Origin of the sequence: Streptomyces sp. DH-12 (assembly GCF_002899455.1) — a bacterium.
Taxonomy (GTDB): domain Bacteria; phylum Actinomycetota; class Actinomycetes; order Streptomycetales; family Streptomycetaceae; genus Streptomyces.
Map to the genome: position 1 here is coordinate 5,427,065 of NZ_PPFB01000001.1, position 26,578 is coordinate 5,453,642.

General features: G+C 74.3%; 21 protein-coding genes. 8 read left to right on the forward strand and 13 right to left on the reverse strand.

Annotation, left to right across the window (positions count from 1 at the left end; genetic code table 11):
- Positions 1 to 27: 27 nt before the first annotated feature.
- Complete coding sequence (locus C1708_RS23360) at positions 28 to 219, forward strand: hypothetical protein (RefSeq protein ID WP_106414502.1); 192 nt, start codon at positions 28 to 30, stop codon at positions 217 to 219.
- Positions 220 to 863: 644 nt separating this feature from the next.
- Here C1708_RS23360 and C1708_RS23365 read toward each other — a convergent pair.
- Positions 864 to 1,658, reverse strand: coding sequence for a site-2 protease family protein (locus C1708_RS23365; RefSeq protein ID WP_106414503.1), 795 nt, complete (start codon positions 1,656 to 1,658; stop codon positions 864 to 866).
- A 181-nt stretch (positions 1,659 to 1,839) separates the two neighbouring features.
- Between C1708_RS23365 and C1708_RS23370 the strand changes: the two genes are divergently transcribed.
- Positions 1,840 to 5,118: an AfsR/SARP family transcriptional regulator gene (locus tag C1708_RS23370; protein WP_106414504.1), complete on the forward strand. Its 3,279-nt coding sequence runs from the start codon at positions 1,840 to 1,842 to the stop codon at positions 5,116 to 5,118.
- Between the two features lie 25 nt (positions 5,119 to 5,143).
- On the opposite strand, the gene C1708_RS23375 is transcribed toward C1708_RS23370, so the two are convergent.
- The 3 genes from C1708_RS23375 to panB all read right to left on the reverse strand — a co-directional run bounded on the left by C1708_RS23375 (position 5,144) and on the right by panB (position 8,047).
- Positions 5,144 to 5,968, reverse strand: a complete 825-nt coding sequence (locus tag C1708_RS23375; protein WP_106414505.1) for an ABC transporter permease — start codon at positions 5,966 to 5,968, stop codon at positions 5,144 to 5,146.
- Positions 5,965 to 6,993 (reverse strand): ATP-binding cassette domain-containing protein, encoded by a 1,029-nt coding sequence (locus tag C1708_RS23380; protein ID WP_198602575.1) that lies wholly within the window; start codon positions 6,991 to 6,993, stop codon positions 5,965 to 5,967. The genes C1708_RS23375 and C1708_RS23380 overlap by 4 nt, the downstream gene beginning before the upstream one ends.
- 178 nt (positions 6,994 to 7,171) lie before the next feature.
- Positions 7,172 to 8,047: a 3-methyl-2-oxobutanoate hydroxymethyltransferase gene (panB, locus tag C1708_RS23385; protein WP_106414507.1), complete on the reverse strand. Its 876-nt coding sequence runs from the start codon at positions 8,045 to 8,047 to the stop codon at positions 7,172 to 7,174.
- Between the two features lie 223 nt (positions 8,048 to 8,270).
- Between panB and C1708_RS23390 the strand changes: the two genes are divergently transcribed.
- Positions 8,271 to 9,872, forward strand: coding sequence for an MFS transporter (locus C1708_RS23390; RefSeq protein WP_106414508.1), 1,602 nt, complete (start codon positions 8,271 to 8,273; stop codon positions 9,870 to 9,872).
- 192 nt (positions 9,873 to 10,064) lie between these two features.
- Complete coding sequence (locus C1708_RS23395) at positions 10,065 to 11,114, forward strand: endonuclease/exonuclease/phosphatase family protein (protein WP_106414509.1); 1,050 nt, start codon at positions 10,065 to 10,067, stop codon at positions 11,112 to 11,114.
- Between the two features lie 98 nt (positions 11,115 to 11,212).
- On the opposite strand, the gene C1708_RS23400 is transcribed toward C1708_RS23395, so the two are convergent.
- From C1708_RS23400 to C1708_RS23410, 3 genes are all read right to left on the reverse strand, one after another.
- On the reverse strand, positions 11,213 to 12,979 hold the full coding sequence (locus C1708_RS23400; RefSeq protein ID WP_106414510.1) for an NAD+ synthase: 1,767 nt from the start codon (positions 12,977 to 12,979) through the stop codon (positions 11,213 to 11,215).
- A gap of 84 nt (positions 12,980 to 13,063) precedes the next feature.
- Positions 13,064 to 13,690: a DUF305 domain-containing protein gene (locus C1708_RS23405; RefSeq protein ID WP_106414511.1), complete on the reverse strand. Its 627-nt coding sequence runs from the start codon at positions 13,688 to 13,690 to the stop codon at positions 13,064 to 13,066.
- Complete coding sequence (locus tag C1708_RS23410; RefSeq protein ID WP_106414512.1) at positions 13,687 to 14,355, reverse strand: thioredoxin-like domain-containing protein; 669 nt, start codon at positions 14,353 to 14,355, stop codon at positions 13,687 to 13,689. Before C1708_RS23410 ends, C1708_RS23405 begins: the two co-directional genes overlap by 4 nt.
- 213 nt (positions 14,356 to 14,568) lie before the next feature.
- Here C1708_RS23410 and C1708_RS23415 point away from each other — a divergent pair, with 213 nt between their 5' ends.
- On the forward strand, positions 14,569 to 15,015 hold the full coding sequence (locus C1708_RS23415; RefSeq protein ID WP_106414513.1) for an RrF2 family transcriptional regulator: 447 nt from the start codon (positions 14,569 to 14,571) through the stop codon (positions 15,013 to 15,015).
- Between the two features lie 11 nt (positions 15,016 to 15,026).
- Here C1708_RS23415 and C1708_RS23420 read toward each other — a convergent pair whose 3' ends face one another.
- A complete protein-coding gene (locus C1708_RS23420; RefSeq protein ID WP_106414514.1) occupies positions 15,027 to 16,208 on the reverse strand; it encodes a globin domain-containing protein in 1,182 nt (393 codons plus the stop codon).
- A 352-nt stretch (positions 16,209 to 16,560) separates the two neighbouring features.
- Between C1708_RS23420 and glnA2 the strand changes: the two genes are divergently transcribed.
- Entirely contained in the window at positions 16,561 to 17,922 is a 1,362-nt protein-coding gene (gene glnA2, locus C1708_RS23425; RefSeq protein ID WP_106416452.1) for a gamma-glutamylpolyamine synthetase GlnA2, read from the forward strand.
- Positions 17,923 to 18,063: 141 nt separating this feature from the next.
- Here glnA2 and C1708_RS23430 read toward each other — a convergent pair whose 3' ends face one another.
- Positions 18,064 to 18,621, reverse strand: a complete 558-nt coding sequence (locus tag C1708_RS23430) for a DinB family protein (protein WP_106416453.1) — start codon at positions 18,619 to 18,621, stop codon at positions 18,064 to 18,066.
- Between the two features lie 302 nt (positions 18,622 to 18,923).
- On the opposite strand from C1708_RS23430, the gene C1708_RS23435 reads away from it, so the two are divergent.
- Positions 18,924 to 20,480, forward strand: coding sequence for a pectate lyase family protein (locus C1708_RS23435; protein WP_106416454.1), 1,557 nt, complete (start codon positions 18,924 to 18,926; stop codon positions 20,478 to 20,480).
- A gap of 244 nt (positions 20,481 to 20,724) precedes the next feature.
- Here the strand turns inward: C1708_RS23435 and C1708_RS23440 are convergent, their stop codons facing one another.
- The 4 genes from C1708_RS23440 to C1708_RS23455 all read right to left on the reverse strand — a co-directional run bounded on the left by C1708_RS23440 (position 20,725) and on the right by C1708_RS23455 (position 23,207).
- Entirely contained in the window at positions 20,725 to 21,471 is a 747-nt protein-coding gene (locus tag C1708_RS23440) for a DUF3618 domain-containing protein (protein WP_106414515.1), read from the reverse strand.
- Complete coding sequence (locus C1708_RS23445; protein ID WP_106414516.1) at positions 21,447 to 21,875, reverse strand: phage holin family protein; 429 nt, start codon at positions 21,873 to 21,875, stop codon at positions 21,447 to 21,449. The genes C1708_RS23440 and C1708_RS23445 overlap by 25 nt, the downstream gene beginning before the upstream one ends.
- Before the next feature lies 1 nt (position 21,876).
- Entirely contained in the window at positions 21,877 to 22,518 is a 642-nt protein-coding gene (locus tag C1708_RS23450; RefSeq protein WP_106414517.1) for a hypothetical protein, read from the reverse strand.
- Between the two features lie 236 nt (positions 22,519 to 22,754).
- A complete protein-coding gene (locus C1708_RS23455) occupies positions 22,755 to 23,207 on the reverse strand; it encodes a VOC family protein (protein ID WP_106414518.1) in 453 nt (150 codons plus the stop codon).
- Between the two features lie 334 nt (positions 23,208 to 23,541).
- Here C1708_RS23455 and C1708_RS23465 point away from each other — a divergent pair, with 334 nt between their 5' ends.
- Positions 23,542 to 26,544: a bifunctional [glutamine synthetase] adenylyltransferase/[glutamine synthetase]-adenylyl-L-tyrosine phosphorylase gene (locus C1708_RS23465; protein ID WP_106414519.1), complete on the forward strand. Its 3,003-nt coding sequence runs from the start codon at positions 23,542 to 23,544 to the stop codon at positions 26,542 to 26,544.
- Positions 26,545 to 26,578 lie beyond the last annotated feature (34 nt).

Below are 26,578 nucleotides of genomic sequence, written 5' to 3' on the forward strand. Positions count from 1 at the left end.
AGTGTCCCCCGACAGGAGCCCCCCGTCATGCCCCGCCTCGCCGTCTGCACCCTCGTCGTGTGCCTCCTCGCCGTCGCCGCGGCCGTCGTCTCCTTCGTGGAGGGCGGCGTGTTCATCGGCATCGTGTGGGTCCTCCTGGCGGGCCTGTCGTCCAACATGACCTGGTACTACGTGAAGCGGGGCCGCACCCCCCAGGACGGCGGCCCGGCCACCCGCTGACCCCCTCGGGGTCCGCCCCTCCTCGGCCGGCCCGGACCCGGCGTTCCGCACCCGGTTCACGCCCTCCTCGGGGCCCGAGGCCGTCCGGTCCGCCCGGCCCACCGGGGTCCGCGCCCGCCCCTGACCCGCACCCGGCCTCGTCCCGGCACGCCCTCCGCCGGTGTGCCGAGCGCCACCCGACCGCGACCCGCACCATCCGCTGCGGGCAGTCGTGCCTCCCCCAGCGCCTTGAGGGACTGGAGGGACACCAGGGCGGCACGGGTGGGCGCAGCGGCGCCGGCCGCCGACGGCCCGGGCTCGCCCCCGGCTGCCCGGCTCGGGCGCCCGCGCGCCTGCCGGACCCGCAGCCGGCCCGCGGAGCCGCACCGTCCGGCGCGGCTCACGACCTCGTGCCGCCGGGCCGGCGGCGACCCGCACCCCCCGTCGCCCGGCTCGGGCGCCCGCCCGACGTCAGGCCCGCGCTCGCCCGCGGCGCCCCGCCGTCGGACCTGGCTCGCGCCACCGCCTGCGGCCCGGCCGCACCCGGCGGGGCCGGCCGGAGCGGCGCGGCGCGTGCCGTCCGGTCCGGGCTCGTCCGGGGCGCCGCGCCGGTCCGGGCCCGCGCCGTGCGCCCCGGCGGGGGAGGGGGAGGGGCGGCCCGCCCCTCACACCTGACAGAACCCGTCCGTGCCCTGCCAGAAGCGGAACAGGCCGAAGCCGCAGTAGGTGTCGATCTCCTCGATGCACAGGAAGCCCAGCACCGCGTCGATCATGTCGAAGAAGGCGCCGTTCACCGTCGGCACCCACAGCAGGGCGAAGACGAAGAGGAGGCCGAAGAGGGCGAAGGGCTCCACCTGGCGGCGGACGCCGGGGGAGAGCCACGGTTCGACCACGCCGTAGCCGTCCAGCCCCGGCACCGGCAGGAAGTTGAGGATCGCGGCCGTGACCTGGAGCAGCGCCAGGAAGGCGAGCGCGAACCGGAAGGCGGACGGCACGCCGTCCAGGGCTCCCAGCCAGAACGGCGCCGTGCACACCACCGCGAACAGCACGTTGGTCAGCGGGCCCGCCGCCGAGATCAGGCTGTGCCGCAGGCGGCCCCGGATCCGGTGGCGCTCGATGAACACCGCCCCGCCCGGCAGGCCGATGCCGCCCATGATCACGAAGAGCACGGGCAGCACGATGCTCAGCAGGGCGTGCGTGTACTTCATCGGGTTCAGCGTGAGATAGCCCTTCGCGCCGACCGAGACGTCCCCGCCGTGCAGGGCGGTGCGCGCGTGCGCGTACTCGTGCAGGCACAGGGAGACGATCCACGCGGACGTCACGAACAGGAACACCGCGAGCCCCGGCTCGGCCGCGAACCCGGTCCAGGTGGCCCAGCCGGTGACCGCCGAGACGGCCAGGATGCCCAGGAAGACGGGGCTGATCCTCCGGTCGCTGGGACGGGCGGCGGCGGTGGTCATGGGACTCCCGGTGCTGAGAGGTGCTGAGAGGTGCCGAGGAGCGCGAACGGGGGAACGCGCGGGCCTGCCCGACCGTACCGGGCACGCCGGGAGAACGCTTCGCGCGGGCGGCCGGTTCCGCGCGGGGCGAGGGCGTCCCTGCCCCCGGCCCGTGCGTCCCCCGCGGCCGGCACCGGAGAGAATGGGCCCCGTGCGCTACCGCATCCTCGGCACCACCCAGGCCGTCCGCCCCGACGGCACCGTCGTCCCCGTGGGCGGAGCACGGCTGCGCGCCCTGCTGACCGTGCTCGCCCTGCGGGCCGGCCGCACCGTGCCGGTCGGCCTGCTGGTCGAGGAGGTGTGGGACGGCGACCCGCCCGCCGACGCCCCCGGCGCGGTGCAGGCCCTGGTGGGACGGCTGCGCCGGGTGCTGGGCGCGGACGCGGTCGCCTCCGCCGACGGCGGTTACCGGCTCACCGCCGCGCCCGACGACGTCGACCTGCACCGCTTCGAGCGGCTGGCCGGCGAGGGCCTGCGCGCCCTGAACGACGGCGACCCCGCCAAGGCGGCCGCCGTGCTCGACGACGCTCTCACCCTGTGGCGCGGCGGCCCCGCGCCGGCCGGGCTGCCCGACCGCGCCGCCGAGGCGGTCCGCCTGGCCGCCCGGCGCCTGGACGTGCTGCGTGCCCGCCACACCGCCGCCCTGGCCCTCGGCGAGGCCGAGCAGTCCCTGCCCGAACTGACCGCCCTCTGCGACAGCCACCCCTTGGACGAACCCCTCCAGGCGCTGCGCCTGCGCGCCCTGCGCGACACCGGCCGCACCGCCGAGGCACTCGCCGCCTACGACGAGGTGCGCCGGCTGCTCGCCGACCGTCTCGGCTCCGACCCGGGCGCGGAACTGCGCGCCCTGCACGCCGAGTTGCTCAGGCCACAGACAGCTCCGCCGCCCGGGCGGCCGGGCGGCGGGACGCCCGGCAACCTGCGCGCCCGGCTGACCTCCTTCGTCGGCCGCGAGGCGGACATCGAGGCGATCCGCGCCGACCTGTCCGCCGCCCGCCTGGTGACCCTGCTCGGGCCGGGCGGGGCGGGCAAGACCCGGCTGTCGCAGGAGGCCGCCGAGGCCGTACGGGCCGCCCACCCCGACGGCGTCTGGCTCGCCGAACTCGCCCCCGTCGACGACCCCGACGCGGTGCCCGAGGCGGTCCTCACCGCCGTCGGCGCCCGCCAGACCGTGCTGTACGGCGCCGGCACCGAGGGCATGCGGGCCGTCACCGACCGGCACAGCGCCCCCGTGGACCGGCTCGCCGAACACTGCGGGCGGCGCCGCATGCTGCTGGTCCTCGACAACTGCGAGCACGTCGTCGAGGCCGCCGCCCGCCTGGTGGAGACCCTCCTCGAACGCTGTCCCGGCCTCACCGTCCTCGCCACCAGCCGCGAACCCCTCAACGTGCGCGGCGAGTCGGTCCGCCCCGTGGAGCCGCTGCCCGAACCGGTCGCGCTGCGCCTGCTCGCCGAGCGCGGGGCCGCCGCCCGCCCCGGCTTCCGCACCGACGACGACCCCGAGGCGTGCGCCGAGATCTGCCGCCGCCTCGACGGCCTGCCGCTCGCCATCGAACTCGCCGCCGCCCGGCTGCGGATGCTCGCCCCGCGCCAGATCGCCGACCGGCTCGACGACCGCTTCCGCCTCCTCACCTCCGGCAGCCGCACCGCCCTGCCCCGCCAGCAGACCCTGCGGGCCGTCGTCGACTGGTCCTGGGAGCTGCTCGACGCGGACGAACGCGACGTGCTGTGCCGCCTGTCGGTGTGCGCGGGCGGCTGCGACCTCACCGCCGCCGAGGCCGTGTGCGGACCGGCCGCCCTGGACGCGCTCGGCTCCCTCGTCGACAAGTCGCTGGTGGTGGCCGCTCCCTCGGGCGACGGCGGCATGCGCTACCGGCTGCTGGAGACCGTCGCCGAGTACGCCGGCGAACGCCTCGACGAGACCGGCGGCCGCGCCGCCGCCGAGCGTGCCCACCTGACGTACTACCGCGAACTCGTCCGCACCACCGAGCCGTTGCTGCGCGGGCCGCGGCAGGTGGAGGCCATCGCCCGCCTCGAGCGGGAGTACGAGAACGTGCGCACCGCCCTGCGGCACGCCGTCGCCCTGCGCGACGAGCAGGAGGCACTCTGCATCACCCTGTCCCTGGTCTGGTACTGGCAGATGCGCGACCTGCGCATCGAGGCCCGCACCTGGTGCGGCGAGGTCATGGCGCTCGCCCCCGACCCGTTCACCGAACCGGTGCGGCCGGCGGCCCCGCTGTGGCAGCGCTGCACCGACCGGCCGCCCCCGATGACCGACGAGGTCCTCGCCGAGGCCCGCCGCGGGGTGCACCTGGCCCATCTCGCCCAGATGGACACCGAACTGGACGACTGGCAGACCCCGCAGGCCCAGCACAAGCTGCGCCTGGTCTCCGCGACCTACGAGCCGGGCCTGCCGCAGGTCTGCCGCCCGCCGGGCCTGCTCTGGACGTTCGCCGTGCTGCTCACCGGCGACATGGACCGGCTGCGCGAGGTGGTCGACGCGGCGATCCGGACCTGCCGCGAGACGCCCGGCTTCGAGTGGGAGCTGGCCTGCAACCTCCAGATGCGCGCCAACTTCCTCGCCAACCGCAGCGACTGGGCCGGCGACGCCCGCCGCGACGCCGACGAGGCCCTGGAGATCCACCGGCGGCTCGGCGACACCTGGGGCACCGCCGAGGCGCTCTCCGCGCGCGGCGAGGCCCGGGAACGCGCGGGCGCCCACCGGGAGGCCGCCGCCGACTACGAGGCGGCCATCGAACACGCCGAACGCCTCGGCGCCCGCTCCCACAGCGCCGTGCTCACCGCCAAGCTCGGCGACGCGCTGATCGAGGCGGGGGACACCGAGCGCGGCGAACGGCTGCTGCGCGAGGTCATCGACAGCACCCGCGGCCGGCACGTCGAGGCCCTGCCCGCCGCCCGGCTGTTCCTCGTCGGCTGGCTCTCCGTGACCGGCCGCACCGCGGAGGCCCGCGAGCATCTGCGGGCGCTGCGCGAGGAGTTCCGCATCGCGCACTACGTCGTCTTCGACGCGTTCATCCTCGGCGCCGAGGGTTTCCTCGAGGTGGCCGACGGACACGACGAGCGGGGGCTCGTCGTCATCCGGCGGGCGATCGAGCAGGCGAGCGACCCGCTGTCCGCCGCCATGGTCCCGCACATGCGCTCCGCGTACATCACCCTGGCCGCCGTCGCCCTCGCCGGACTCGACGGCGGCCGGCACGCCCGGGACGCGGCCCGCTGCCTGGGCGCCGCCGACGCCTGGCTCCCCGGGGGACACCGCGCGAACCTCGCGGAGCGCACCGCGCGCGCCCGCGCCGAGGCCCGTATCCGGAAGGTGCTCGACGAGGCCGCGTTCGAGGCCGCGTACGCCGAGGGCGGCGGCCTCTCCCCGGAGGAGGCCGTCGCCCTGCTCGAACCGGCGTGACCGGGACCCCGCACGGGGCGCGTGATCAGGTCTTCGTACGGAACTTGTGGATGGCGACCGGCGCCATCACCGCCGTGATCCCCACGGACCAGGCCAGCGTCATCCACAGGTCGTGGGCGACCGGCCCGCCCACCATCAGTCCGCGGGCGGCGTCGGCCAGCGCGGACAGCGGGTTGTACTCGGTGAAGCTCTGCAGCCAGCCCGGCATCGACTGCGTCGGCGCGAAGATGGACGAGCCGAACTGCAGCGGCATCAGCACCAGGAAACCCATCGCCTGCACCGACTGGGCGTTCCTCATCACCACGCCCAGCGTGAGGAAGATCCACATCAGCGCGGAGCCGAACACCGTGGACAGCCCCACGGCGGCGAACAGCCCCGGCCAGTCGGTGATGTCGAACCCGACCAGCACACCGACGACCAGCAGGATCGCCGTGGCGATCAGCATCCGCACCAGCTCGACGGAGATCTTCGCGAACAGCACCGAGCCGCGCCCGATGGGCAGCGACCGGAAGCGGTCCATCACCCCGGTGTGGAAGTCCTGGTTGAACCCGGTGCCCACCCCCTGGGCCATGTTCATGCCCATCATGGCCATCAGGCCGGGCACGATGTACTGCACGTACGCCTCCTGCCCGCCGCCCAGGGCCTGTCCGATCGAGCCGCCGAAGACGTACACGAACAGCAGGGTGAAGACGACCGGGAAGAGCACGGCGTCGAACATCGACTCCGGGTCCTGCCGGATCCACAGCAGGTTGCGGCGCACCAGCGCCCCGGTGTGACGCAGATGGGCCCGCGGCGAGATCCGCGCGTCCGAGCGGACGCCGGCGGCGGGAGCGGCGGTGGCGGCGCTCATACGGCGACGACCTCCTCGGACGTGTCGGCGGACGGGGCCTCCTGCGGGGCGCCGGCGCGGTGGCCGGTGAGCGACAGGAACACCTCGTCCAGGCTGGGCAGTTCGGTGGTGACGGAGCGCAGCGTGATGCCGCGCGCGGTGACCGCGCCGACCACGGCGGTCAGCTGCTCGTCGCTGAGCACGGGGACCAGCACCGCGCCCCGCTCGGCGTCCACGGTGGTGCCGGCCAGCCCGGTGATCCCCAGCTCGTCGAGGGCGGCCGCGAGCGGGCGCAGCTCCAGCGGGTCGGCCGGGCGGATCCGCAGCGTGCGGCCGCCGACCCGCGCCTTCAGCTCCTCGATGCCGCCGCTCGCGACGACCTTGCCGCGGTCCACCACGGTCAGCTCGGAGGCGAGCCGCTCGGCCTCCTCCATGTACTGGGTGGTCAGCAGCACCGTCACCCCGTCGCCGGCCAGCCGCTCGACCTCGGCCCACACCTCGTTGCGGGTGCGCGGGTCCAGGCCGGTGGTCGGCTCGTCCAGGAACAGCACGGCCGGGCGGCCGATCATCGACGCGGCCAGGTCGAGCCGCCGGCGCATGCCGCCGGAGTAGGCGCCCGCCGGGCGCCGGGCCGCCTCGGTGAGCGAGAACCGCTCCAGCAGCCCGTCGGCGCGGCGCCGCGCCTCCTTGCGCGGCAGGTCCAGCAGCCGCCCGATCAGATAGAGGTTCTCCCAGCCGGACAGCTTCTCGTCCACGGAGGCGTACTGCCCGGTCAGCCCGATCACCCGGCGCAGCTGCCGGGGCTGGCGGACCACGTCGTACCCGGCGACGGCGGCGTGCCCGGCGGTGGGGGCGAGCAGCGTGGACAGGATGCGCACCAGCGTGGTCTTGCCGGCCCCGTTCGGCCCGAGCACCCCCCTCACGGTCCCCTCGGCCACGTCCAGGTCGACCCCGTCGAGGGCCTTGGTCTCCCCGTAGTGCTTGACCAGCCCCCGCACGGTCACGGCGCTCCCCGCGCCCCCCGTTCGTTCGTCGTATCGCGTCATGCCAGCGACGATCCCAGGGGCCGCCGACAGAGCCCCGACAGACCGCCGACACCCCGCCGACATGCCTGCGCGCACCGTGCCGGCGGGGTGCCGCGGACAAGGCGACGGCCCGCCGACGGGGGAGGATCGGCGGGCCGTCGCGGTGGTGCGGCAGTGGCTCACGGCACCCGGGCGCGGGTCAGTGCACGGAGTGCTCCTCCTGCGGGAAGGACCCGGCGACCACGTCCTCGGCGAACGCCTTCGCCGCCCCGGTCATCACGTCCCGCAGGTTCGCGTACTGCTTGACGAACTTCGGCACCCGGCCGCCGGTCAGCCCGAGCATGTCGGTCCACACCAGCACCTGGGCGTCCGTCTGCGGCCCGGCGCCGATCCCGACCGTCGGGATGTGCAGCGTCCGGGTCACCTCGGCGGCCAGCTCGGCCGGCACCAGCTCCAGGACCACCGCGAAGGCGCCCGCGTCCTGCACGGCCTTGGCGTCCCGCAGCAGCTGCTGGGCGGCCTCCTCGCCGCGGCCCTGCACCCGGTAGCCCATGGCGTTCACCGACTGCGGGGTCAGCCCGATGTGGGCCATCACGGGGATGCCGGACTCCACCAGCAGCTCGATCTGCCGGTGCGAGCGTTCGCCGCCCTCCAGCTTCACGGCGCCGACGCCGGCCTCCTTCACCAGGCGGGTCGCCGAGCGCAGCGCCTGCACCGGACCCTCCTGGTAGGAGCCGAAGGGCAGGTCGCCGACGATCAGGGCGCGCGAGGTGCCCCGGACGACGGCGGAGGCCAGCAGGGTCATCTCGTCGAGGGTGACGGGCACGGTGGTGTCGTACCCGAGGTGGCAGTTGCCCGCGGAGTCGCCGACCAGCATCACCGGGATGCCGGCCTCGTCGAACACGGACGCGGTCATCGCGTCGTACGCGGTGAGCATGGGCCACTTCTCGCCCCGCTCCTTGGCGAGGGCGATGTCCCGGACAGTGATGCGGCGCGTGCTCTTGCCCCCGTACAGCGTCTTGCCGCCGGAGGAGGGACCGGGCGTCCCGGTCTGGGCAGCCGAAAGCTGCGTCATGGATCCGTCTCCCAACACGTCATCTCGAGGCGCCCTGACGGCGTCCCCGGACCACGTCCATGGTGGCACCTCCGCCGGACGAGGGCCAGAGGCTCCTGCGTGAACCGCGTCCCGCCGTGCCGTACTGCGCCGGACGGCCCAACGCGGTGCAATGTCGGGGCATGTATCGGGGGTACCGTCCGATACGAGACGGTTCCGTATCGGATGTCCCTAGGGTGACCGCATGATCTCTCCCGCCGCCCCCGCCCGCCGGGTCCCGGAGGCCGTCCACCGCCGTCGCTGGGCCGTCCTCGGCGTGCTGATGATGAGCGTGCTGATCGTCGTCCTGGACAACTCGATCCTGAACGTCGCCCTCAAGACGATCTCGACGCCCGCCCCCACCGGTCTCGGCGCCACGCAGAGCGAGCTGGAGTGGGCGATCAACTCCTACACCCTGGTCTTCGCCGGCCTGCTGTTCACCGCGGGGCTCCTCGGCGACCGGCTGGGCCGCAAGAAGGTGCTGGTCGGCGGGCTGGCGGTGTTCGGCGCGGGCTCGGCGCTCGCCGCGTTCTCCGGCACCCCGGCCGAGCTGATCGGCTTCCGCGCGGTGATGGGGCTGGGCGGCGCGTTCGTCATGCCGGCCACCCTGGCGGTGCTGATGAACGTCTTCGAGCGGGACGAGCAGCCCAAGGCCATCGGCATCTGGGCGGGCGGCGTGGGCCTGGCCATCGCCGTCGGCCCGATCACCGGCGGGCTGCTGCTGGAGCACTTCTGGTGGGGCTCGGTCTTCCTGGTCAACGTCCCGATCGTGGCCCTCGGCATCGGCCTGATGCTGTGGCTGGTGCCGGACTCCCGCGACCCGGACCCCGGCCGGATCGACCCGCTGGGCGTGCTGCTGTCGGTGACGGGCCTGGTCCTGCTGGTCTACGGCATCATCGAGGGCGGCCGGCTCGCCGACTTCGGCGACCCCGTGGTGCTGGGCGCCATCGGCGGCGGACTCGCCGTCCTCACCGCGTTCGTGGTGGCCGAGAAGCGCAGCGACCACCCGTCCGTCGACATGGACTGCTTCCGCGACAAGGCGTTCTCCGCGGCGGTCGCCGCCATCGCGCTGGTCTTCTTCGCGCTGATGGGCGTGACCTTCTTCGCGGTCTTCTACCTCCAGAGCGTGCGCGGCCACTCACCGCTGGAGACCGGTCTGCTGATGCTGCCGCTGGCCGTCGCGCAGACGGTGCTCGCCCCGCGCGCCCGGCTGCTGGTGGACCGCTTCGGCAACAAGGCCACCACCACCGCGGGACTCGTGGTCCTCGCGGCGACGCTGGCCGCGTTCGCCGCGCTGGACGCGCACACCCCGATCTGGCTCCTCGAGGTGGTCCTCTTCCTGATGGGCGCGGGCATGGCGCACGTGATGACGCCGGTCAGCGTGGTCGTCATGCAGGCGCTGCCCCGTGAGAAGGCCGGCTCCGCCTCCGCGCTCAGCAACACCTTCCGGCAGGTCGGCGGCGCCTTCGGCATCGCCGTCCTCGGCTCGGTGCTGTCCACCGCCTACCGCGGCGCCGTCCGCGACGACCTGGGCGTGCTGCCGCCCGCCGCACGGCACGCGGCCGGCGAGTCCGTCGAGGCCACCCTGGCCGTCGCCGAGCGGCTGGGCCCGCGCGCCGACGCCCTGGCCGCCGCGGCCCACGCCGCCTTCCTGCACGCCATGCACGTCACCGCGCTGTGGAGCGCCGGGATCGCGGTGCTGGGCGCGGTCGTCGTCGCCGTGTTCCTGCCGGGACGCGGGGCCGCGCCCGGCGGTGCGGAACGGGAGGAGCGGCCGGTGCCCGCGGCGGAGTCCGCCGGCGGCTGACCCCGGTCGTTCCGTGCGCGTTTCGTCACAGACGCCGCCCCGGTCACCCGGTTCCGGAACTGCCCGCGCGGCCCCGCACGTCCTCGCTCCCGTACGGTCGCCCGGGCGGCGGCGAGAAAGGAACCGATCATCCCCTAGTGTCTTACGCACACGGGGGGCGACGGTGTGCACGGCAGGTTGTGAGGCGGCGGTATGGCGCAGCAGGCGTACATGACGGAGACGGACGACGGGCGCGAGGGCCCCCGGATCCCGGCTTCCCGGCTGCGGCGCCTGACGGATCGTCTGGGCGCCCTGCGGAGCGACCGCGGCATCTGGCGCCGGGGCTGGGTGGTGGCCGTCTGCGCGCTCCTGCTGGCGCTGGTCATGCTGGCCCACGCGCACATCCCGAACGCCATCGGCAACCTGGGCAGCCTCGTCGAGACGTTCCTGCCCTGGCTGGGCCTGTTCGTGCCGGTGCTGCTCCTCCTGGCCCTCGTCCGCCGCTCGGCGACGGCGCTGATCGCCACGGTGCTGCCCGTGGCCGTGTGGCTGAACCTCTTCGGCGGCCTGCTCACCGACAAGAACGCCCCCGGCGGCGACCTGACGGTGGCCACGCACAACGTCAACGCCGAGAACCCGGACCCGTCCGGCACCGCCCGTGACGTGGCCGCCGCGGGCGCGGACGTGCTGGCGCTGGAAGAGCTGAAGGCCTCCGAGGTGCCCGCCTACCGGGCGGCGCTCTCGGAGACGTACGAGTACCACGCGGTGGTCGGCACCGTCGGCCTGTGGAGCAAGTACCCGCTCAGCGACGTGAGGCCGGTGGACATCCGGCTGGGCTGGAAGCGGGCGATGCGCGCCACGGTGGACGCGCCGGCCGGCCGGGTCGCGGTGTACGTCGCCCATCTGCCGTCGGTGCGGGTGAAGCTGGAGGCCGGTTTCACGGCCCGGCAGCGCGACAAGAGCGCCGACGCGCTGGGGGAGGCCATCGCGGACGAGCCGCTGGAGAGCGTGGTCCTGCTCGGTGACCTGAACGGCACGATGAACGACCGCTCCCTGAAGGCGGTCACCTCGCAGATGCGCTCCACGCAGGGCGCGGCGGGCAGCGGCTTCGGGTTCAGCTGGCCGGCGTCGTTCCCGATGGCGCGGATCGACCAGATCCTGGTCCGGGGCGCCGAGCCGGAGAGCTCCTGGACGCTGCCGCCGACGGCGAGCGACCACCTGCCGATAGCGGCACGGGTGCGGGTCATCGGCTCGTCGGACTGACCCGCGGGTCCGGAGCCGGATCAGGACCCGGACCCGGACGCACGACGGCGGGCGGGGCGCGGCACGCCGCACCCCGCCCGCCGTCGTCGCACCGGACCTCACACCTTCGGCGGCAGCCCCTCGCGCCAGCCGTTGGTGAGGGGCAGGCGGCGGTCCTTGCCGAAGCCCTTCGGGGAGATCTTGGTGCCCGGCGGGTACTGGCGCCGCTTGTACTCCGCCCGGTCCACCATCCGCAGCGTCCGCTCGACCAGCTCGCGGTCGTAGCCGGCCTCGACGATCTCGTCCGCGCCCTTGTCCTGGTCCACGTACAGCGCCAGGATCCCGTCCAGCACCGGGTAGTCCGGCAGCGAGTCGGTGTCCACCTGGCCCGGCCGCAGCTCGGCGCTCGGCGGCTTGGAGATCGAGTTCTCCGGGATCGGCGGCGTCTCGCCCCGCTCCTCGGCCGCGCGGTTGCGCCACCGCGCCAGCCGGAACACCAGGGTCTTGTAGACGTCCTTGATCGGCCCGTACGCGCCGACCGAGTCGCCGTACAGCGTCGAGTAGCCCACCGCCAGCTCGGACTTGTTGCCCGGGGCCAGGACGATGTGGCCCTCCTGGTTGGAGAGGGCCATCAGCATCGTGCCGCGCAGCCGCGACTGGAGGTTCTCCTCCGCCAGGCCGGTCAGCTCCAGCGATCCCATGTACGCGTCGAACATCGGCTCGATCGCGACCGTGCGGTAGTTCAGCCCGGTGCGCCGCGCCAGCTCCGCCGCGTCGCTCCTCGAGTGGTCGGAGGAGTACTTCGACGGCATGGAGACGCCGTACACGTTCTCCGGGCCCACCGCGTCGCAGGCGATCGCGGCGACCAGCGCCGAGTCGATGCCGCCGGACAGCCCGATCAGCACCGACCGGAAGCCGTTCTTCCGTACGTACGCCCGCAGGCCCACGACCAGCGCGGCGTACACCTCCGCGTCGTCGTCGAGCCGCTCCGCGCAGCCGCCGGTGTGCTCGGGTTCGTACGCCGGGACCGGGTCCTCGGACAGCACGACCCGCTCGATGCGCAGCCCGTCGTCCACCACGCCCTCCGGCGCGTCGGCCGCCGCGGCCGGCAGGTCCAGGTCGACCACCAGGCACGTCTCGGAGAACTGCGGCGCACGCGCCACGACCTCGCCGTCCGCGCCGACGACGATCGAGTCCCCGTCGAAGACCAGGTCGTCCTGACCGCCCGTCATCGCCAGGTAGGCGGTGGTGCAGCCGGCCTCCTGCGCCCGCTTGCGCACCAGCTCCAGCCGTGTGTCGTCCTTGTCCCGCTCGTACGGCGAGGCGTTGACCGACAGCAGCAGCCCGGCCCGCGCCGAGCGCGCCGCCGGCACCCGGCCGCCGTCCTGCCACAGGTCCTCGCAGATGGCCAGGGCGACGTCCACCCCGTGCACCCGCACCACCGGCAGGGTGTCGCCGGGCACGAAGTACCGGAACTCGTCGAAGACGCCGTAGTTCGGCAGGTGGTGCTTGGCGAAGCTCAGCGCCACCCCACCCCGGTGCAGCACGGCCGCCGCGTTGCGCGGGGCGCCCGCGGGCTGCCCGTACTTCGGCTGGGCGGTGGCGCTGCGGTCCAGGTAGCCGACGACCACCGGCAGGTCGCCGAGGCCCTCGTCGGCGAGGCGCGCGGCGAGGGCGCGCAGGGACGCCCGGGAGGCCTCCACGAAGGACGACCGAAGGGCGAGGTCCTCGACGGGATAGCCGGTCAGCGCCATCTCCGGGAACGCCACGAGGTGCGCCCCCTGCTCGGCGGACTGCCGGGTCCGGCGGACGATCGTTTCCGCGTTGCCGGCGAGATCGCCGACGCTCGAGTCGATCTGATTCAGGGCGAGTCGTAGTTGAGGCACGCCGGACAGTGTAATCGTCAGAGCGACGCGATGTGGGGCGCCCGGACCGCGGATCCGCGGCGACCCGACGCCCGCCTTCGGCCGTCACGGCCGCGCGGCCGCTCCCCGCGCCTCCAGCATCCCCGCCATCAGCCGGATCTCCGACTCCTGCCCCTCGACCATCCCGCGCGCCAGCCGCTTCCCGGCCGCCACCTCGCAGGCGCGCACACAGCCCTCGGCCATGTGCACACCGCCCCGGTGATGGGCCGTCATCAGCCGGAGGTAGAACACCTCGGCCCGGCGGCCGTCCAGCCGGCCGAGCCGCGCCATCTCCGCGTCCGTCGCCATGCCCGGCATCAGCGCGCCGTCCCCGCCGGCCGCCGCGTCGCCCATCCCCATCCAGGTCATGGGCGGATCGGCGGACACCTTGGGCAGCTCCCACAGGTCGAGCCAGCCCAGCAGCATCCCCCGCTGGTTGGCCTGGGTCTGGGCGATGTCGTAGGCGAGCCGCCGCACCTCCTCGTCGTCGGTGCGGTCGCGCACGACGTACGACATCTCCACGGCCTGCTGGTGGTGCACCGCCATGTCCCGGGCGAACCCGGCGTCCGCGGAGTCCGCCGCCGGAGTCGCCCGGCCCTCGTCACCGGCCGCCGTGGCCACCGTCCACCCGGCCGCCGCGCCGACGGCGAGCACCGCCGCCACCGCCCCGGCGGCCAGGGCGGACCGCCTCACTCCGACAGCCCGTTGGTGCAGGCCGCCCCCGGCTCGGGCGTCTGCTGTCCCTGCACGAACTTCTCCAGGAACGCGTCCACGGCCGGGTCGTCCGCGCCGGTCACCGTGCGCTGGTGCCCCCACGCGGTCAGCACGAGCGGGTCCTTCTGCCCGCCGACCGGGCTCATCAGCGTGTACGGCGTCTTCTCCACCTTCGCCGCCAGCGCCTCCACGTCGGCCTCCGGCGCGTCACCGTTGTACGTCACCCACACCGCGCCGTGCTCCAGCGAGTGGACGGCGTGGGCGGGGTCGATCTCGTCGTCGTAGACGTCCCCGTCGCAGTTCATCCACACGGGGTCGTGGTCACCGCCCACCGGAGGCGTGACCGGGTAGTCCACGGACGTCGTCACGTGGTCGCGGCCCAGCGCGCCCTTCCAGGCCCGTACGCCGTCCGCGCCGGTGACGAACCTGCCCGCGGTCTTCGCGTCGTCCGCCGCGCCGCCGCCGCCGTCGTCGTCCGACTGCGCCTGGACCAGCACCACCCCGCCGACGACCAGTCCCGCGACGACCACCACCGAGGCGGCGACCGTGAGGATCCGGTTGCGGCGCTCGCGGGCCTGCTCGGCGCGCCGCATCCCCTCTATGCGTGCCGTGCGTGCCGCGCTGCTCTTCTTGGCGGAGCCCATGGGCGTGTCCTTCGGGTCGGAGGAGGTGGGGCCGGAGGGGTGAACGGGTCCGCCGATCGTAAAGGGGAAGACGGGCGAGTCGTAGAGGGCGACGGCGACGACCGGACACGGGCGAACCGCACACCGGGGATCCGGGACACGGACCGGGCGGACTCGGTGAAGGTCCGGCCGTGAATTTTGAGCCAGGGATTCCGATTATCTACGCTGCCCGGTATGCGGCTGCTGCGCTCCACCGACCTCGCCCTGCGGGTCCTCATGCGCCTCGCCGTGGCCGGCGACGGCACCGTCCCGACCACGCGGGACGTAGCGGCGGCCCTGGACGTGCCGTACACCCATGCCGCGAAGGTCGTCGCCGAGCTCCAGCACATGGGGCTGCTCACCGCCCGGCGGGGCCGGGGCGGCGGTCTGTCCCTCACCGAGAAGGGCCGCGGGGCCTCCGTGGGCGGTCTGGTCCGAGCCTTCGAGGGCGACGGCGACGTGGTCGACTGCGACGGCGCCGGCTCCGCCGCCCCCTGCCCCCTGCGCTCCGGCTGCCGGCTGCGCGGCGCGCTGCGGCGGGCCCAGGAGGCGTTCTACGCCTCGCTGGACCCGCTGACGGTCGCGGACCTCACCGCGGCCCCGACGGGCCCCCTCCTGCTCGGCGTGCCCCGCGTCCGCTGACGCCCGCGCCGTCAGCCGGCGAGCCACAGGTCCGGGCCGAACACCTCGTAGTGGACGTCGGCCGGAGCCACGCCCTTGGCGATCAGCTGCTCGCGCACCCTCCGCATGAACGGCAGCGGACCGCACAGGTACGCGCGCGTACCGGGCGCGACCGGCACGTCCGCGAGGTCCACGTAACCGGCGCCGGCGCCCTCGGGGGCGTCCTGCTCGTACCAGAACCGCACGGTCGCGTCCGGCAGCTTCGCCGCGCAGGCCTCGTGGTCCGCGCGCAGGGCGTGGTGGGCGGGGGAGCGGTCGCCGTGCACGACGGTGACCGGGGCGCGGTGCGGGGAGGCGGCGAGGTGCCCGAGCATCGCGACGACCGGGGTCACGCCGATCCCGGCGGAGGCCAGCAGCAGCGGGGTGTCGTCACCGGCGTCCAGCACCAGGTCGCCGTAGGCCTCGGACAGCTCCAGGACGTCGCCGACGCGGACGCGCGCGTGGAGGTGGGTGGACACCTCGCCGTCGGGCGCCGGGCCCTCGTGCACCCGCTTGACGCTGAACTGCCGCAGGTCCGGGCCGGGCGCGCCGGAGAGGCTGTACTGCCGTGTCTGGCGGGCGCCGTCCGCGAGCGGGACCCGCACGGAGACGTACTGGCCCGGGCGGAAGCCGCGCGCCGGGCCGCCGTCGGCGGGGCGCAGCCGGAAGGTCACCACGTCGGCGGTCTCCACGACCCGCTCGACGACCTCCCAGGGCCGCCACACGGCGCCGCCGCGCTCCTCGTACAGCCGCTTCTCGACGGCGATCAGGGCGTTCGCCATCAGCCAGTAGACCTCGTCCCAGGCGGCGGCGACCTCCGGGGTGACCGCGTCGCCCAGCACGTCCGCGACGGCGGCGAACAGGTGCTCGTGGACGATCGCGTACTGGTCCGGGGTGACGCCGAGGGAGGCGTGCTTGTGGGCGATGCGCGAGAGCATCGCGTCGGGCCGCCGGCCGGGGTGGTCCAGCAGGTGCGTGGCGAAGGCCGCGACGGAGCCCGCGAGGGCCTGGCGCTGGGTGCCGGCGGCCTGGTTGCCGCGGTTGAACAGGTCGCGCAGCAGTTCGGGACGGGCGGCGAACATCCCGGCGTAGAAACGCTCGGTGATCTCGCCGAGGGACGCGCCCACGGCGGGAAGGGTGGCGCGGACGGTGGCGGCGGACTGCTCGGACAGCATCGGGTCTCCTCGTCGGTCGGATGCCTGCGCCCTCATTAAACTTGCATCCAGAACTCCAATTTTGGTGGGGGGGTGGTTTCACGGAGCACGGAGGAGCGGGGGAGCGGGGAGCCGGGCGGATCGAGGGGCGGGAGCCGTCCCGCCCGCTGTCGTGGCGGCCGGTCCGGCCGGGCAGGATGAGCGGACGAGCGGTGTGTTCCGGGGCGCCGGCGGTTCAGGCCGCGGCCGGTCGGCGGACCGGGTCCGGCAACGCGTATGAAACGCTGGTGTGGTGGGATGCACGAGTGCCGGACCGTCTCCCGGGGGCCGGGAGGAGCGGGCGGCCTGACCGGCAGGAATGGGGAAGCGGAAGATGGACAAGCAGCAGGAGTTCGTGCTCCGGACGTTGGAGGAGCGCGACATCCGGTTCGTACGCCTGTGGTTCACCGACGTCCTGGGCTTCCTCAAGTCCGTGGCCGTCGCCCCGGCCGAGCTCGAGCAGGCCTTCGACGAGGGCATCGGCTTCGACGGCTCCGCCATCGAGGGCTTCGCCCGGGTGCACGAGTCCGACATGATCGCCAAGCCGGACCCGTCGACGTTCCAGATCCTGCCCTGGCGCGCCGAGGCGCCCGGCACGGCCCGCATGTTCTGCGACATCCTCATGCCGGACGGCTCCCCGTCCTTCGCGGACCCGCGCTACGTCCTCAAGCGCGCCCTCGCCCGCACCTCCGACCTGGGCTTCACCTTCTACACCCACCCGGAGATCGAGTTCTTCCTGCTGAAGGACAAGCCGGTGGACGGCAGCCGCCCCACCCCGGCGGACAACTCCGGCTACTTCGACCACACCCCGCAGAACGTCGGCATGGACTTCCGCCGCCAGGCGATCACCATGCTGGAGTCGATGGGCATCTCGGTGGAGTTCTCCCACCACGAGGGCGCCCCCGGCCAGCAGGAGATCGACCTGCGCTACGCGGACGCGCTGTCCACGGCGGACAACATCATGACGTTCCGCCTGGTCATGAAGCAGGTGGCGCTGGAGCAGGGCGTACAGGCGACGTTCATGCCGAAGCCGTTCTCCGAGCACCCCGGCTCCGGCATGCACACCCACCTCTCCCTCTTCGAGGGCGACCGCAACGCCTTCTACGAGTCCGGCGCCGAGTACCAGCTCTCCAAGGTGGGCCGCTCCTTCATCGCGGGCCTGCTGCGGCACTCGGCGGAGATCTCCGCGGTCACCAACCAGTGGGTCAACTCCTACAAGCGCATCTGGGGCGGCACCGAGCGCCCGGCCGGCGCGGGCGGCGAGGCCCCCTCGTACATCTGCTGGGGCCACAACAACCGCTCGGCCCTGGTCCGCGTGCCCATGTACAAGCCCGGCAAGACCGGCTCGGCGCGCGTGGAGGTCCGCTCCCTCGACTCCGGCGCCAACCCGTACCTGGCCTACGCCCTGCTCCTCGCGGCCGGCCTCAAGGGCATCGAGGAGGGCTACGCGCTCCCGCCGGGCGCCGAGGACGACGTCTGGGCCCTCTCCGACGCGGAGCGCCGCGCCCTGGGCATCGAGCCGCTGCCGCAGAACCTGGGCGAGGCGCTCAGCCTGATGGAGCGCAGCGACCTGGTCGCCGAGACCCTCGGCGAGCACGTCTTCGACTTCTTCCTGCGCAACAAGAAGCAGGAGTGGGAGGCGTACCGCTCGGAGGTCACCGCGTTCGAGCTGAAGAACCTGCTGCCGGTGCTGTAGGGGCAGGTCGCGCCTGTTCTCCGGGGCCGCCCGCCGGGGCCCCGGAGAACAGGCGCGTGCGCGTCGCCGGGCGTGCCGGGGCCGGCCGGTGCGCCGTGGACAGATCCCCGGATCCCGGACGCCCGGGCGCCGGCCGGCCCGTCACCCCATCGTCTTCGCCCCGTCCAGCGCCTCCCGGACGATGTCCGCGTGGCCCGCGTGCTGGGCGGTCTCGGCGATGATGTGCAGCAGTGCCCGGCGCGCGCTCCACCCGGGCCGGCCCTCGAACCACGGGGCCTTCGGCAGCGGCCACGAGGCGTTCAGGTCGGGCAGGCCGGCGACCACCTCCTCGGTGCGGCGGGCCACCTCCGCGTACGCGTCCAGGACGCCGGCGAGCGTCTCACCGGGCAGCATCCGGAACTCGTCGGCCCGGCGCGCCAGGTCCTCCTCGGTCATCGCCGTGAAGTCGCCCATCGCCGACGGGCCCTCCAGGATGAAGTCCACCCAGTTCCGCTCGGCCGCGGCGACGTGCTTGATCAGGCCGCCCAGGCACAGCTCGCTCACCGTCGTCCGCAGGCCCGCCTGCTCGTCGGTCAGGCCGCGGGTGGTGGTGCGCAGGAACTCCCGGTGCGTGGCGAGCACCTCCAGCAGGTCGGCGCGCTCGTCCGTGACGGCGGAGGCCTCGGAGGGCTGGTCGGTGGTCGGCTGATTCACGGTCATGGTCTCCGCCTTCGCCTTCATCGGTCCTGTGGTCGTCCGTGCCGTGCCGTCCGGCGCGATGAGGAACACGCTAGGAGCCGTCTAGGCCAGATCATGTCCTAGTGGCCGCACCCTCCGCCCCGCGATCCGGAAGTCCTCGTTCCGTTAGTGCGCGGAGCCTTGCCAGCCCGCAGGCGTGCCTCTACTGTCGCGACACACAGACAGAAAGCGCTTTCTCGACCGATGGGGCAGGCCCACCCCGCCCTCCCTCACCGGTAGCACTGACATGTCCATGACAGTGAATGACGAAAGGCGAGACGACCATGAGACGAGCAGTCGCCGTGCGGCTCTCCGCGTTGCTGGCCGCCGGGGCACTGACGGCCGCCACCGGCGTGGCACTGTCCACGTCCACCGCATCCGCCGCCACCGGAGGGGTCACCGGCTACGCGACCCAGAACGGCGGGACCACCGGCGGGGCGGGCGGGCAGACGGTCCGCGCCACCACCGGCACCGCGATCCACCAGGCCCTCTGCAGCCGGGCCAGCAGCTCGACCCCGATCACCATCCAGGTCGAGGGCACCATCAACCACGGCAACACCAGCAAGGTGTCGGGCTCCAGCTGCAACACCGCCGCCGACAGGATCGAGCTGAAGCAGATCAGCAACGTCACCATCGTGGGCGTCGGCAACGGCGCGGTCTTCGACCAGCTGGGCATCCACATCCGCGAGGCCAGCAACATCGTCATCCAGAACGTGACGGTCCGGAACGTCAAGAAGTCCGGCTCGCCCACGTCGAACGGCGGCGACGCCATCGGCATGGAAAGCGATGTCAGGAACGTATGGGTCGATCACGTCACGCTGGAGGCGTCCGGCGGTGAGTCCGAGGGCTACGACGGCCTGTTCGACATGAAGGACAACACCCAGTACGTGACGCTGTCGTACAGCATCCTGCGCAACTCCGGGCGCGGCGGCCTCATCGGCTCCAGCGAGAGCGACCGCTCCAACGGGTACGTGACGTTCCACCACAACCTGTACGAGAACATCGACTCGCGCGCGCCCCTGCTGCGCGGCGGCATCGCGCACATGTACAACAACCACTACAAGCGGCTGAACGACTCCGGCATCAACTCCCGGGCCGGCGCCCGCGCCAAGGTGGACAACAACTACTTCGAGGACTCCAAGGACGTCCTCGGCACCTTCTACACCGACCAGGCCGGCTCCTGGCAGGTGAGCGGCAACGTCTTCGACAACGTCACCTGGTCCTCGCGCAGCGGCGACCACAACCCGGCCGGCCCGAACCCCACGTCGAACACGTCGGTGAGCATCCCGTACGGCTACACGCTCGACGGGGCGAACTGCGTGCCGAACGTGGTGGCGCAGACGGCGGGCGCCAACAAGGGCCTGAAGGTCTCGGACGGCAGCTGCACCCCGCAGAACCCCGATCCGACCGACCCCGGTCCGACGGACCCGGGCCCGGACCCGGACCCGACCGACCCCGGTCCGACCGACCCGCCCACCGGCGCCAACCTCAGCCTCGGAGCGGGCGCCGACGGTTCCTCCAAGGCCTCCGGGACCAGCTACGGCAACGTCGTCGACGGCAACGCGAGCACGTACTGGTCGCCGTCCGGTGCGACCGGCTCGGTCTCGGTGAAGTGGGGCTCCGCCACCACGGTCTCCAAGGTGAACATCCGCCTGGCCTCCGGCTCCGGCGCCATCGGCGCGTACCGCCTCCTCGACCACGACACGGGCGCGGTCCTGGCCTCCGGCAGCGGAGCGGGGACGGTCGCCTTCTCCCCTGCCTCCCTGAGGAAGATCACCCTCGAGATCACCAGCGCCTCGGGCACCCCGCGCATCGCGGAGTTCGAGACGTACGCGAGCTGAACCGCCCCGGGACGCCCCGCCCCGTCGCGCTGCGTGAAGCGGCGCGACGGGGTACCCGGGAGGCATGTTCTTCTTCTTCAGCAACCGGGTCGGCTGCCTCGGCTCGTTGGCGATCAGTCTCGTGGCGACCCTGGTCCTGATCCTGCTTTTCGCCCTCTGACCCCGGCCGCCCCGCGCCGTCCGCACGCCCGGCGTCGTCGGGTGCCGGCCCGAGGGCCCGCACCCGTGACACGCCGGGCCGGTCTCAGCCGGGCGGGCCGGAGCGGTTCCGGGCCTCGTCCTTGACGGAGCGGCCGGAGTCGCGGGCCTGCTCGGTGACCTGGCCCGCCTGGTCGCGCGCCTCGTCCTGGGTGGTGCGGGCCGCCTGCTGGGCGGTGTCCCTGACCTCCGCGGCGGCGCTCTGGGCGGCCTCCGTGGCACCCTCCTTCAGGTGCCGGGCCGACTCCGCGGCCGCCTCCTTCACCGGTTCCAGCGCCTCGGCGCCGCGCTCCATCAGCTCGGACGCCTTCTGCTGCTCCTTCTCGGAGGCGGGCACCATCGAGGCGGCCAGCAGGCCGAGACCGAAGGCGACCAGCCCGGCGGCCATCGGGTTGCCCTGCGTCTGGCGCCGGGCCATCTCGGGCGTCTGCTGGACGGCTTGTCCGGCCTGTTCGGCGACCTCGCGCGCCGCGCCGGCCGCGCGCTCGGTCCCTTCCTGCACGGCGCCGGCCGCCGTTCCCGCGGCCGACTGCACGGTGCCGGCCGCGGAGCCCGCCGCCGACTGCACCGAGCCGGCCGCCGACCGGGCGGTGCCGGCCGCGCCGTACGCCGCGTTCGAGGCCGTGCCCATGACGCGGTCCCGCATGCCCGTCACCGTACGGCGCACCCTCGCCTTGCGGCGCTGGGCCATGCGGCGCGGGCTGGCCCGGTCGGCGAGCCGGTCCACGTCCGCGGTCAGCTGGTTCCGCGTGGCCGCTATCTCGGCCCTCATTTGGTCGGGTGACGTGCCCATTCCGCGTCCTCCTTCAGCGTCTGGACGGTGTGCTCGGGCTTCGGCGAGACGGTTCGCATCTTCGCGCGGCCCTTCTGGTACAGCACGGCTGCGGCGACGGCCCACAGCGCGGTGACGATCAGCGCGGCCCAGCCCTCGTCCATCACGCCGGCCAGTCCGAACATGACCGCCAGCGACGCGAACAGCAGGACCATGTAGCCGGCGAAACCGGCGCCGCCGAGCATCCCGGCCGCCTTGCCGGCCTTGGCGCCCTCCTCCTTGATCTCGGCCTTGGCCAGCTCCACCTCCTGGCGGAAGAGGAGCTGCAGGTCGGAGGTGATCTCGGACAGCAACTGGCCCGTGGACTCCTCCTGGACCTCCGGTTCGGCGGCGCGGGCCCGGGACAGGGGTGACATCGTGGCCATCTCACGCCTCCGGGAAGGCGCGGCCCGGGGCGCCGGCGGACGGCGTGCCCAGGCTCGGCGGGGCGGACGGCGCGGGAGGCGTCGTCCCGGCCGGCGGCGTCAGCTCGCCCCGGCCCGGCGCCGCGGCGACCTCGGCCCGGCCGTCGCCGTTCGCCTGCGATGCCGCCTGCGTCACCTTCGCCAGGCGTCCCACGGCCAGTCCGGCCAGCAGCGCGCCCCCGAGGAAGGCGCCGGGCCGCCGCCGGGCGAAGCTCTGCAGGTCGGCGACGATGCCCTCGACGCCCTGGCGCTCCAGGTAGTCGGCCGCCCGCTGGCCCTTGTCCCCCGCCCTCACCGCCAGGCTGCGGGCGGGGGAGTCGCTCTCGGCGTGCGCGGCCAGCTCGGTGAGGTCGGTCGCCCACTGCCGCAGCGTGCCGGCGGCCCGCCTGGTCTGCCCGTCCGCCTCCTCGACGGCGCGGGTGCGCAGGTCCTGGACGACCGTGCCGGCCTGCTCCCGTGCCTCTCCCACGACGGTACGGGCCTGTTCCGCCGCGGTCCCGGCGACCTGTCCGGCGGCCTGCCTGGCCTGTCCGGCCGTCGCGGAGGTCTCTGCCTTCACCTTCTCCCCGGTGCCGGCGGACCCGGTTCGTACGGACTCACTCATCGGCGTGTTCCCCTCATCGACTGTGTGCGTGCGGCCCGTGTCCCCGTGGGCCCGGTGTGGGCCGGAGGCCGTGCTCCGGGCCGCACACGTGGCCGTCCGTCGTGGTCCGGGTGGCCATTTAAGATGTTTTGACACATATTGAGGGGCTTTATGTCTCACTGTCCGCGCGGCCGCCGCGCGCCGTGAGGCGGCGGACGGGGGCACGCCCGCGCCGTGCGGACGCGGCGACGGCGGTCCTACCCCTCCGCCTGTCCCGCCGCCTGCTTCGACAGCAGCTTGTGCAGGGGCTCCGTCGCGCGGCGGCGGTACTCCTGGACCGCCCAGCCGTTGCCGTCGGGGTCCTCGAAGTGCATGAAGGTGGCGCCGTCGGAGTCGGCGTAGCGGACCGGTCCGGAGATCTCCAGGCCGCGGGCGGTCAGTTCGGCGTGGGCCTTCTCGATGTCGGCGACGCAGAGCTGGAGGCCCTGGTAGGCGCCGGGCGCCGGGGTGGGGCCGGGGGAGGTCTCCCAGAGGGTGTCGCCGAGGGCGATCGAGCACCCGGAGCCGGGCGGGGTCAGCTGGACGACGCGCATGCCCGGCATGACCTCCTGGTCGATGTCCACGTGGAAGCCGACCTTGTCCCGGTAGAAGTCCCGGGCCCGGTCGATGTCGCTCACCGGGAGCGGAATCACTTCGAGGGTCATGTCCATGAGAGCCTCCGGCTCCTTCGTCGGGTACCGCGTCGGGCGGACCGCCACCGGGTCCGGCGCGACGGCTCTTCCCACCGAAACCGAAAACGGTGTGCGGCGCCACCGAGAACACCGCGGCGCGGCCCGGCCCGGCCCGGTGCGGAAGCGCGGCCCCCGGACGGCCGGGAGCGGGGCGCCGTGCGGCCGGCAGGGCGCACCGCGGTTCTCCGCGGTCCTCCCGTCGGACCCCGCCCGGCCCCGGACGTCACCGCGGGCCGCCCCGGGGCCGTGATCGCGTCCTCCGGCTAGGCTCAGGGCCGTACGACCCTGAACCGAGGCACGAGGGAGGCCGGGGATGACGTCGGCGCCGGGACGCAGGAGCAGTATCTTCACGCGGCTGCTGCGGCACGGCTTCACCGATCCGTCGGCCGCCGAACGCCTCCTCGACAGCCCCGGGCTGACGGCCGTACGCGACGACCCCGTGCTGCTCGACGCCCTCGGGCGGACCGCCGACCCCGACCTCGCGCTGCACGGGCTGGTGCGGCTGCTGGAGGCGCAGGAGACGGCCACTGCCCGCCGGGAGCTGCTGGACACCGTGACAGCGGCCAAGCCGCTGCGCGACCGGCTGCTCGGGGTGCTCGGCGCCTCCGAGGCGCTCGCCGAGCACCTCGCCCGGCACCCCCGGGACTGGCAGGCCCTCGTCACCTACGAGCCGCGCGACCTGCACCCCGGCGTGGAGGAGTTCGAACGCGGCCTCGCCGGCGTCACCGACCCGGTCGCCCTGCGCGTCGCCTACCGGCGCTGCCTGCTGTCCATCGCCGCCCGCGACGTCTGCGGCACCGTCGACGTCTCCGAGGCCGCCGCCGAACTCGCCGACCTCGCCACCGCCACCCTGCGCGCGGCCCTCGCCCTCGCCGCGGCCGACGCGCCCGAGGACGACGCGCTGTGCCGGCTCGCGGTGATCGCGATGGGCAAGTGCGGCGGCCACGAGCTGAACTACGTCTCCGACGTCGACGTCATCTTCGTCGCCGAGGCGGCCGGCGACGCCGACGAGGACAAGGCGCTGCGCGCCGCGACCCGGCTGGCCTCGCACATGATGCGGATCTGCTCGGAGACCACCGTCGAGGGCTCCATCTGGCCCGTGGACGCCAACCTGCGGCCGGAGGGCCGCAACGGGCCGCTGGTGCGCACCCTCGCCTCCCACCTCGCCTACTACCAGCGCTGGGCCAAGACCTGGGAGTTCCAGGCGCTGCTCAAGGCCCGCCCCGTCGCCGGCGACCTCGCGCTCGGCGAGGAGTACACGGCCGCGCTCCGGCCGCTGGTCTGGCAGGCGGCCGAGCGGGAGAACTTCGTCGCCGACGTGCAGGAGATGCGCCGCCGGGTCGTGGCGAACATCCCCGTCGCCGAGGTCGACCGCCAGCTCAAGCTCGGCCCCGGCGGCCTGAGGGACGTCGAGTTCGCCGTGCAGCTCCTCCAGCTCGTGCACGGCCGCGCCGACGCCTCCCTGCGCAGCGGCACCACCCTCGACGCGCTCAAGGCCCTCGCCGCCGGCGGCTACGTCGGCCGCGCGGACGCCGCCCAGCTCGACGAGGCGTACCGCTTCCTGCGCTCCCTGGAGCACCGCATCCAGCTCCACCGGCTGCGCCGCACCCACCTCGTGCCCGAGGACGAGGCCGACCTGCGGCGCCTCGGCCGCTCCCTGGGCCTGCGCACCGACCCGGTGGCCTCCCTGACCCGCGAGTGGCGGCGGCACACCACCGTGGTGCGGCGGCTGCACGAGAAGCTGTTCTACCGGCCGCTGCTCGACGCCGTCGCCGCGCTCGCCCCCGGCGAGGCCCGGCTCAGCGCGGAGGCCGCCCGCGCACGCATGGTCGCCCTCGGCTACGCCGACCCCGCCGCCGCGCTGCGCCACCTGGAGGCCCTCGCCTCCGGCGTCACCCGCAAGGCCGCCATCCAGCGCACCCTGCTGCCGGTGCTGCTCGGCTGGTTCGCGGACTCCGCCGACCCCGACGCCGGGCTGCTGAACTTCCGCAAGGTCTCCGACGCCCTCGGCAAGACCCCCTGGTACCTGCGGCTGCTGCGCGACGAGGGCGCCGCCGCGGAGAACCTCGCCCGGGTGCTGTCCGCCGGGCGGCTCGCCCCCGACCTGCTGATGCGCGCCCCCGAAGCGGTCGCGCTGCTCGGCGGCGGGGACGGCAGCGGCCTCACCCCCCGCTCCCGCGCCTCCCTGGAGCAGGAGATCCTCGCCGCGGTGCGCCGCGCCGACGACGCCGTCCAGGGCGTCACCGCCGCCCGCGGGGTGCGCCGCCGCGAGCTGTTCCGCACGGCCGCCGCCGACATCGTCGGCTCCTACGGCACCGAGTCCCAGCCCGCCGAGGCCGACCAGGGCGCCCTGGTGGACCTGGTGGGGGGCGCGGTGTCCGACCTGACCGCCGCCGCCCTCGCCGGCACGCTCCGCGCGGTGGTCCGCGAGGGCTGGGGGGACGCCCTCCCCACCCGGTTCGCGGTCATCGGCATGGGCCGCTTCGGCGGGCACGAGCTGGGCTACGGCTCCGACGCGGACGTCCTCTTCGTGCACGAACCGCGCGACGGCGTGGACGAGCGGGAGGCGTCCGAGGCCGCGAACAAGGTGGTCGCGGAGATGCGCAGGCTGCTCCAGGCGCCCAGCGCCGACCCGCCGCTGCTGATCGACGCCGACCTGCGCCCGGAGGGCAGGTCCGGCCCGATGGTGCGCACTCTCGCCTCCTACGCGGCGTACTACCGGCGCTGGGCGCTGGTGTGGGAGCGGCACGCGCTGCTGCGGGCGGAGCCCGTCGCCGGGGACGAGGACCTGGGCCGCCGCTTCGTGGAGCTGGCCGACCCGCTGCGGTACCCGGCCGGAGGGCTGGACGAGGACGCGGTCCGGGAGATCAGGCGGCTGAAGGCCCGTATGGAGTCCGAGCGGCTGCCGCGCGGCGCCGACCCCAAGCTGCACGCCAAGCTGGGCCCGGGCGGGCTGTCCGACGTGGAGTGGACCGTGCAGCTGCTGCAGTTGAGGCACGCCGCTCAGGTGCCGGGGCTGCGGACGACCCGCACCCGGGAGGCGCTGGCCGCCGCGCGCGAGGCCGGGCTGGTCTCCGAGGAGGACGCCTGCGTCCTCGACGAGGCGTGGGTGCTGGCCACCCGCGTCCGCAACGCGGTGATGCTGGTACGGGGCCGGGCGGGGGACACCTTCCCCACCGTGCCGCGCGAACTGGCCGCCGTCGGCCGCTACCTGGGCTACGGCCCCGGCCACGCCGGCGACATGCTCGACGCCTACCGCCGCACGGCCCGCCGCGCCCGGGGCGTGATGGAGGAGCTGTTCTACGGGGGGCTGTGAGCCCCCTCGCCGGGTGGGTCCCGCGCGCTCCGGG

Coding starts and splice junctions, on each gene's coding strand:
- C1708_RS23440 (WP_106414515.1), bottom strand. CDS start 21,471: ATGGGCACGTCACCCGACCAAATGAGGGCCGAGATAGCGGCCACGCGG.
- C1708_RS23450 (WP_106414517.1), bottom strand. CDS start 22,518: ATGAGTGAGTCCGTACGAACCGGGTCCGCCGGCACCGGGGAGAAGGTG.
- panB (WP_106414507.1), bottom strand. CDS start 8,047: ATGACGCAGCTTTCGGCTGCCCAGACCGGGACGCCCGGTCCCTCCTCC.
- C1708_RS23360 (WP_106414502.1), top strand. CDS start 28: ATGCCCCGCCTCGCCGTCTGCACCCTCGTCGTGTGCCTCCTCGCCGTC.
- C1708_RS23415 (WP_106414513.1), top strand. CDS start 14,569: ATGCGGCTGCTGCGCTCCACCGACCTCGCCCTGCGGGTCCTCATGCGC.
- C1708_RS23390 (WP_106414508.1), top strand. CDS start 8,271: ATGATCTCTCCCGCCGCCCCCGCCCGCCGGGTCCCGGAGGCCGTCCAC.
- C1708_RS23410 (WP_106414512.1), bottom strand. CDS start 14,355: ATGGGCTCCGCCAAGAAGAGCAGCGCGGCACGCACGGCACGCATAGAG.
- C1708_RS23370 (WP_106414504.1), top strand. CDS start 1,840: ATGGGCCCCGTGCGCTACCGCATCCTCGGCACCACCCAGGCCGTCCGC.
- C1708_RS23435 (WP_106416454.1), top strand. CDS start 18,924: ATGAGACGAGCAGTCGCCGTGCGGCTCTCCGCGTTGCTGGCCGCCGGG.
- C1708_RS23430 (WP_106416453.1), bottom strand. CDS start 18,621: ATGACCGTGAATCAGCCGACCACCGACCAGCCCTCCGAGGCCTCCGCC.
- C1708_RS23365 (WP_106414503.1), bottom strand. CDS start 1,658: ATGACCACCGCCGCCGCCCGTCCCAGCGACCGGAGGATCAGCCCCGTC.
- C1708_RS23380 (WP_198602575.1), bottom strand. CDS start 6,993: ATGACGCGATACGACGAACGAACGGGGGGCGCGGGGAGCGCCGTGACC.
- C1708_RS23455 (WP_106414518.1), bottom strand. CDS start 23,207: ATGGACATGACCCTCGAAGTGATTCCGCTCCCGGTGAGCGACATCGAC.
- C1708_RS23445 (WP_106414516.1), bottom strand. CDS start 21,875: ATGGCCACGATGTCACCCCTGTCCCGGGCCCGCGCCGCCGAACCGGAG.
- C1708_RS23420 (WP_106414514.1), bottom strand. CDS start 16,208: ATGCTGTCCGAGCAGTCCGCCGCCACCGTCCGCGCCACCCTTCCCGCC.
- glnA2 (WP_106416452.1), top strand. CDS start 16,561: ATGGACAAGCAGCAGGAGTTCGTGCTCCGGACGTTGGAGGAGCGCGAC.
- C1708_RS23395 (WP_106414509.1), top strand. CDS start 10,065: ATGGCGCAGCAGGCGTACATGACGGAGACGGACGACGGGCGCGAGGGC.
- C1708_RS23375 (WP_106414505.1), bottom strand. CDS start 5,968: ATGAGCGCCGCCACCGCCGCTCCCGCCGCCGGCGTCCGCTCGGACGCG.
- C1708_RS23465 (WP_106414519.1), top strand. CDS start 23,542: ATGACGTCGGCGCCGGGACGCAGGAGCAGTATCTTCACGCGGCTGCTG.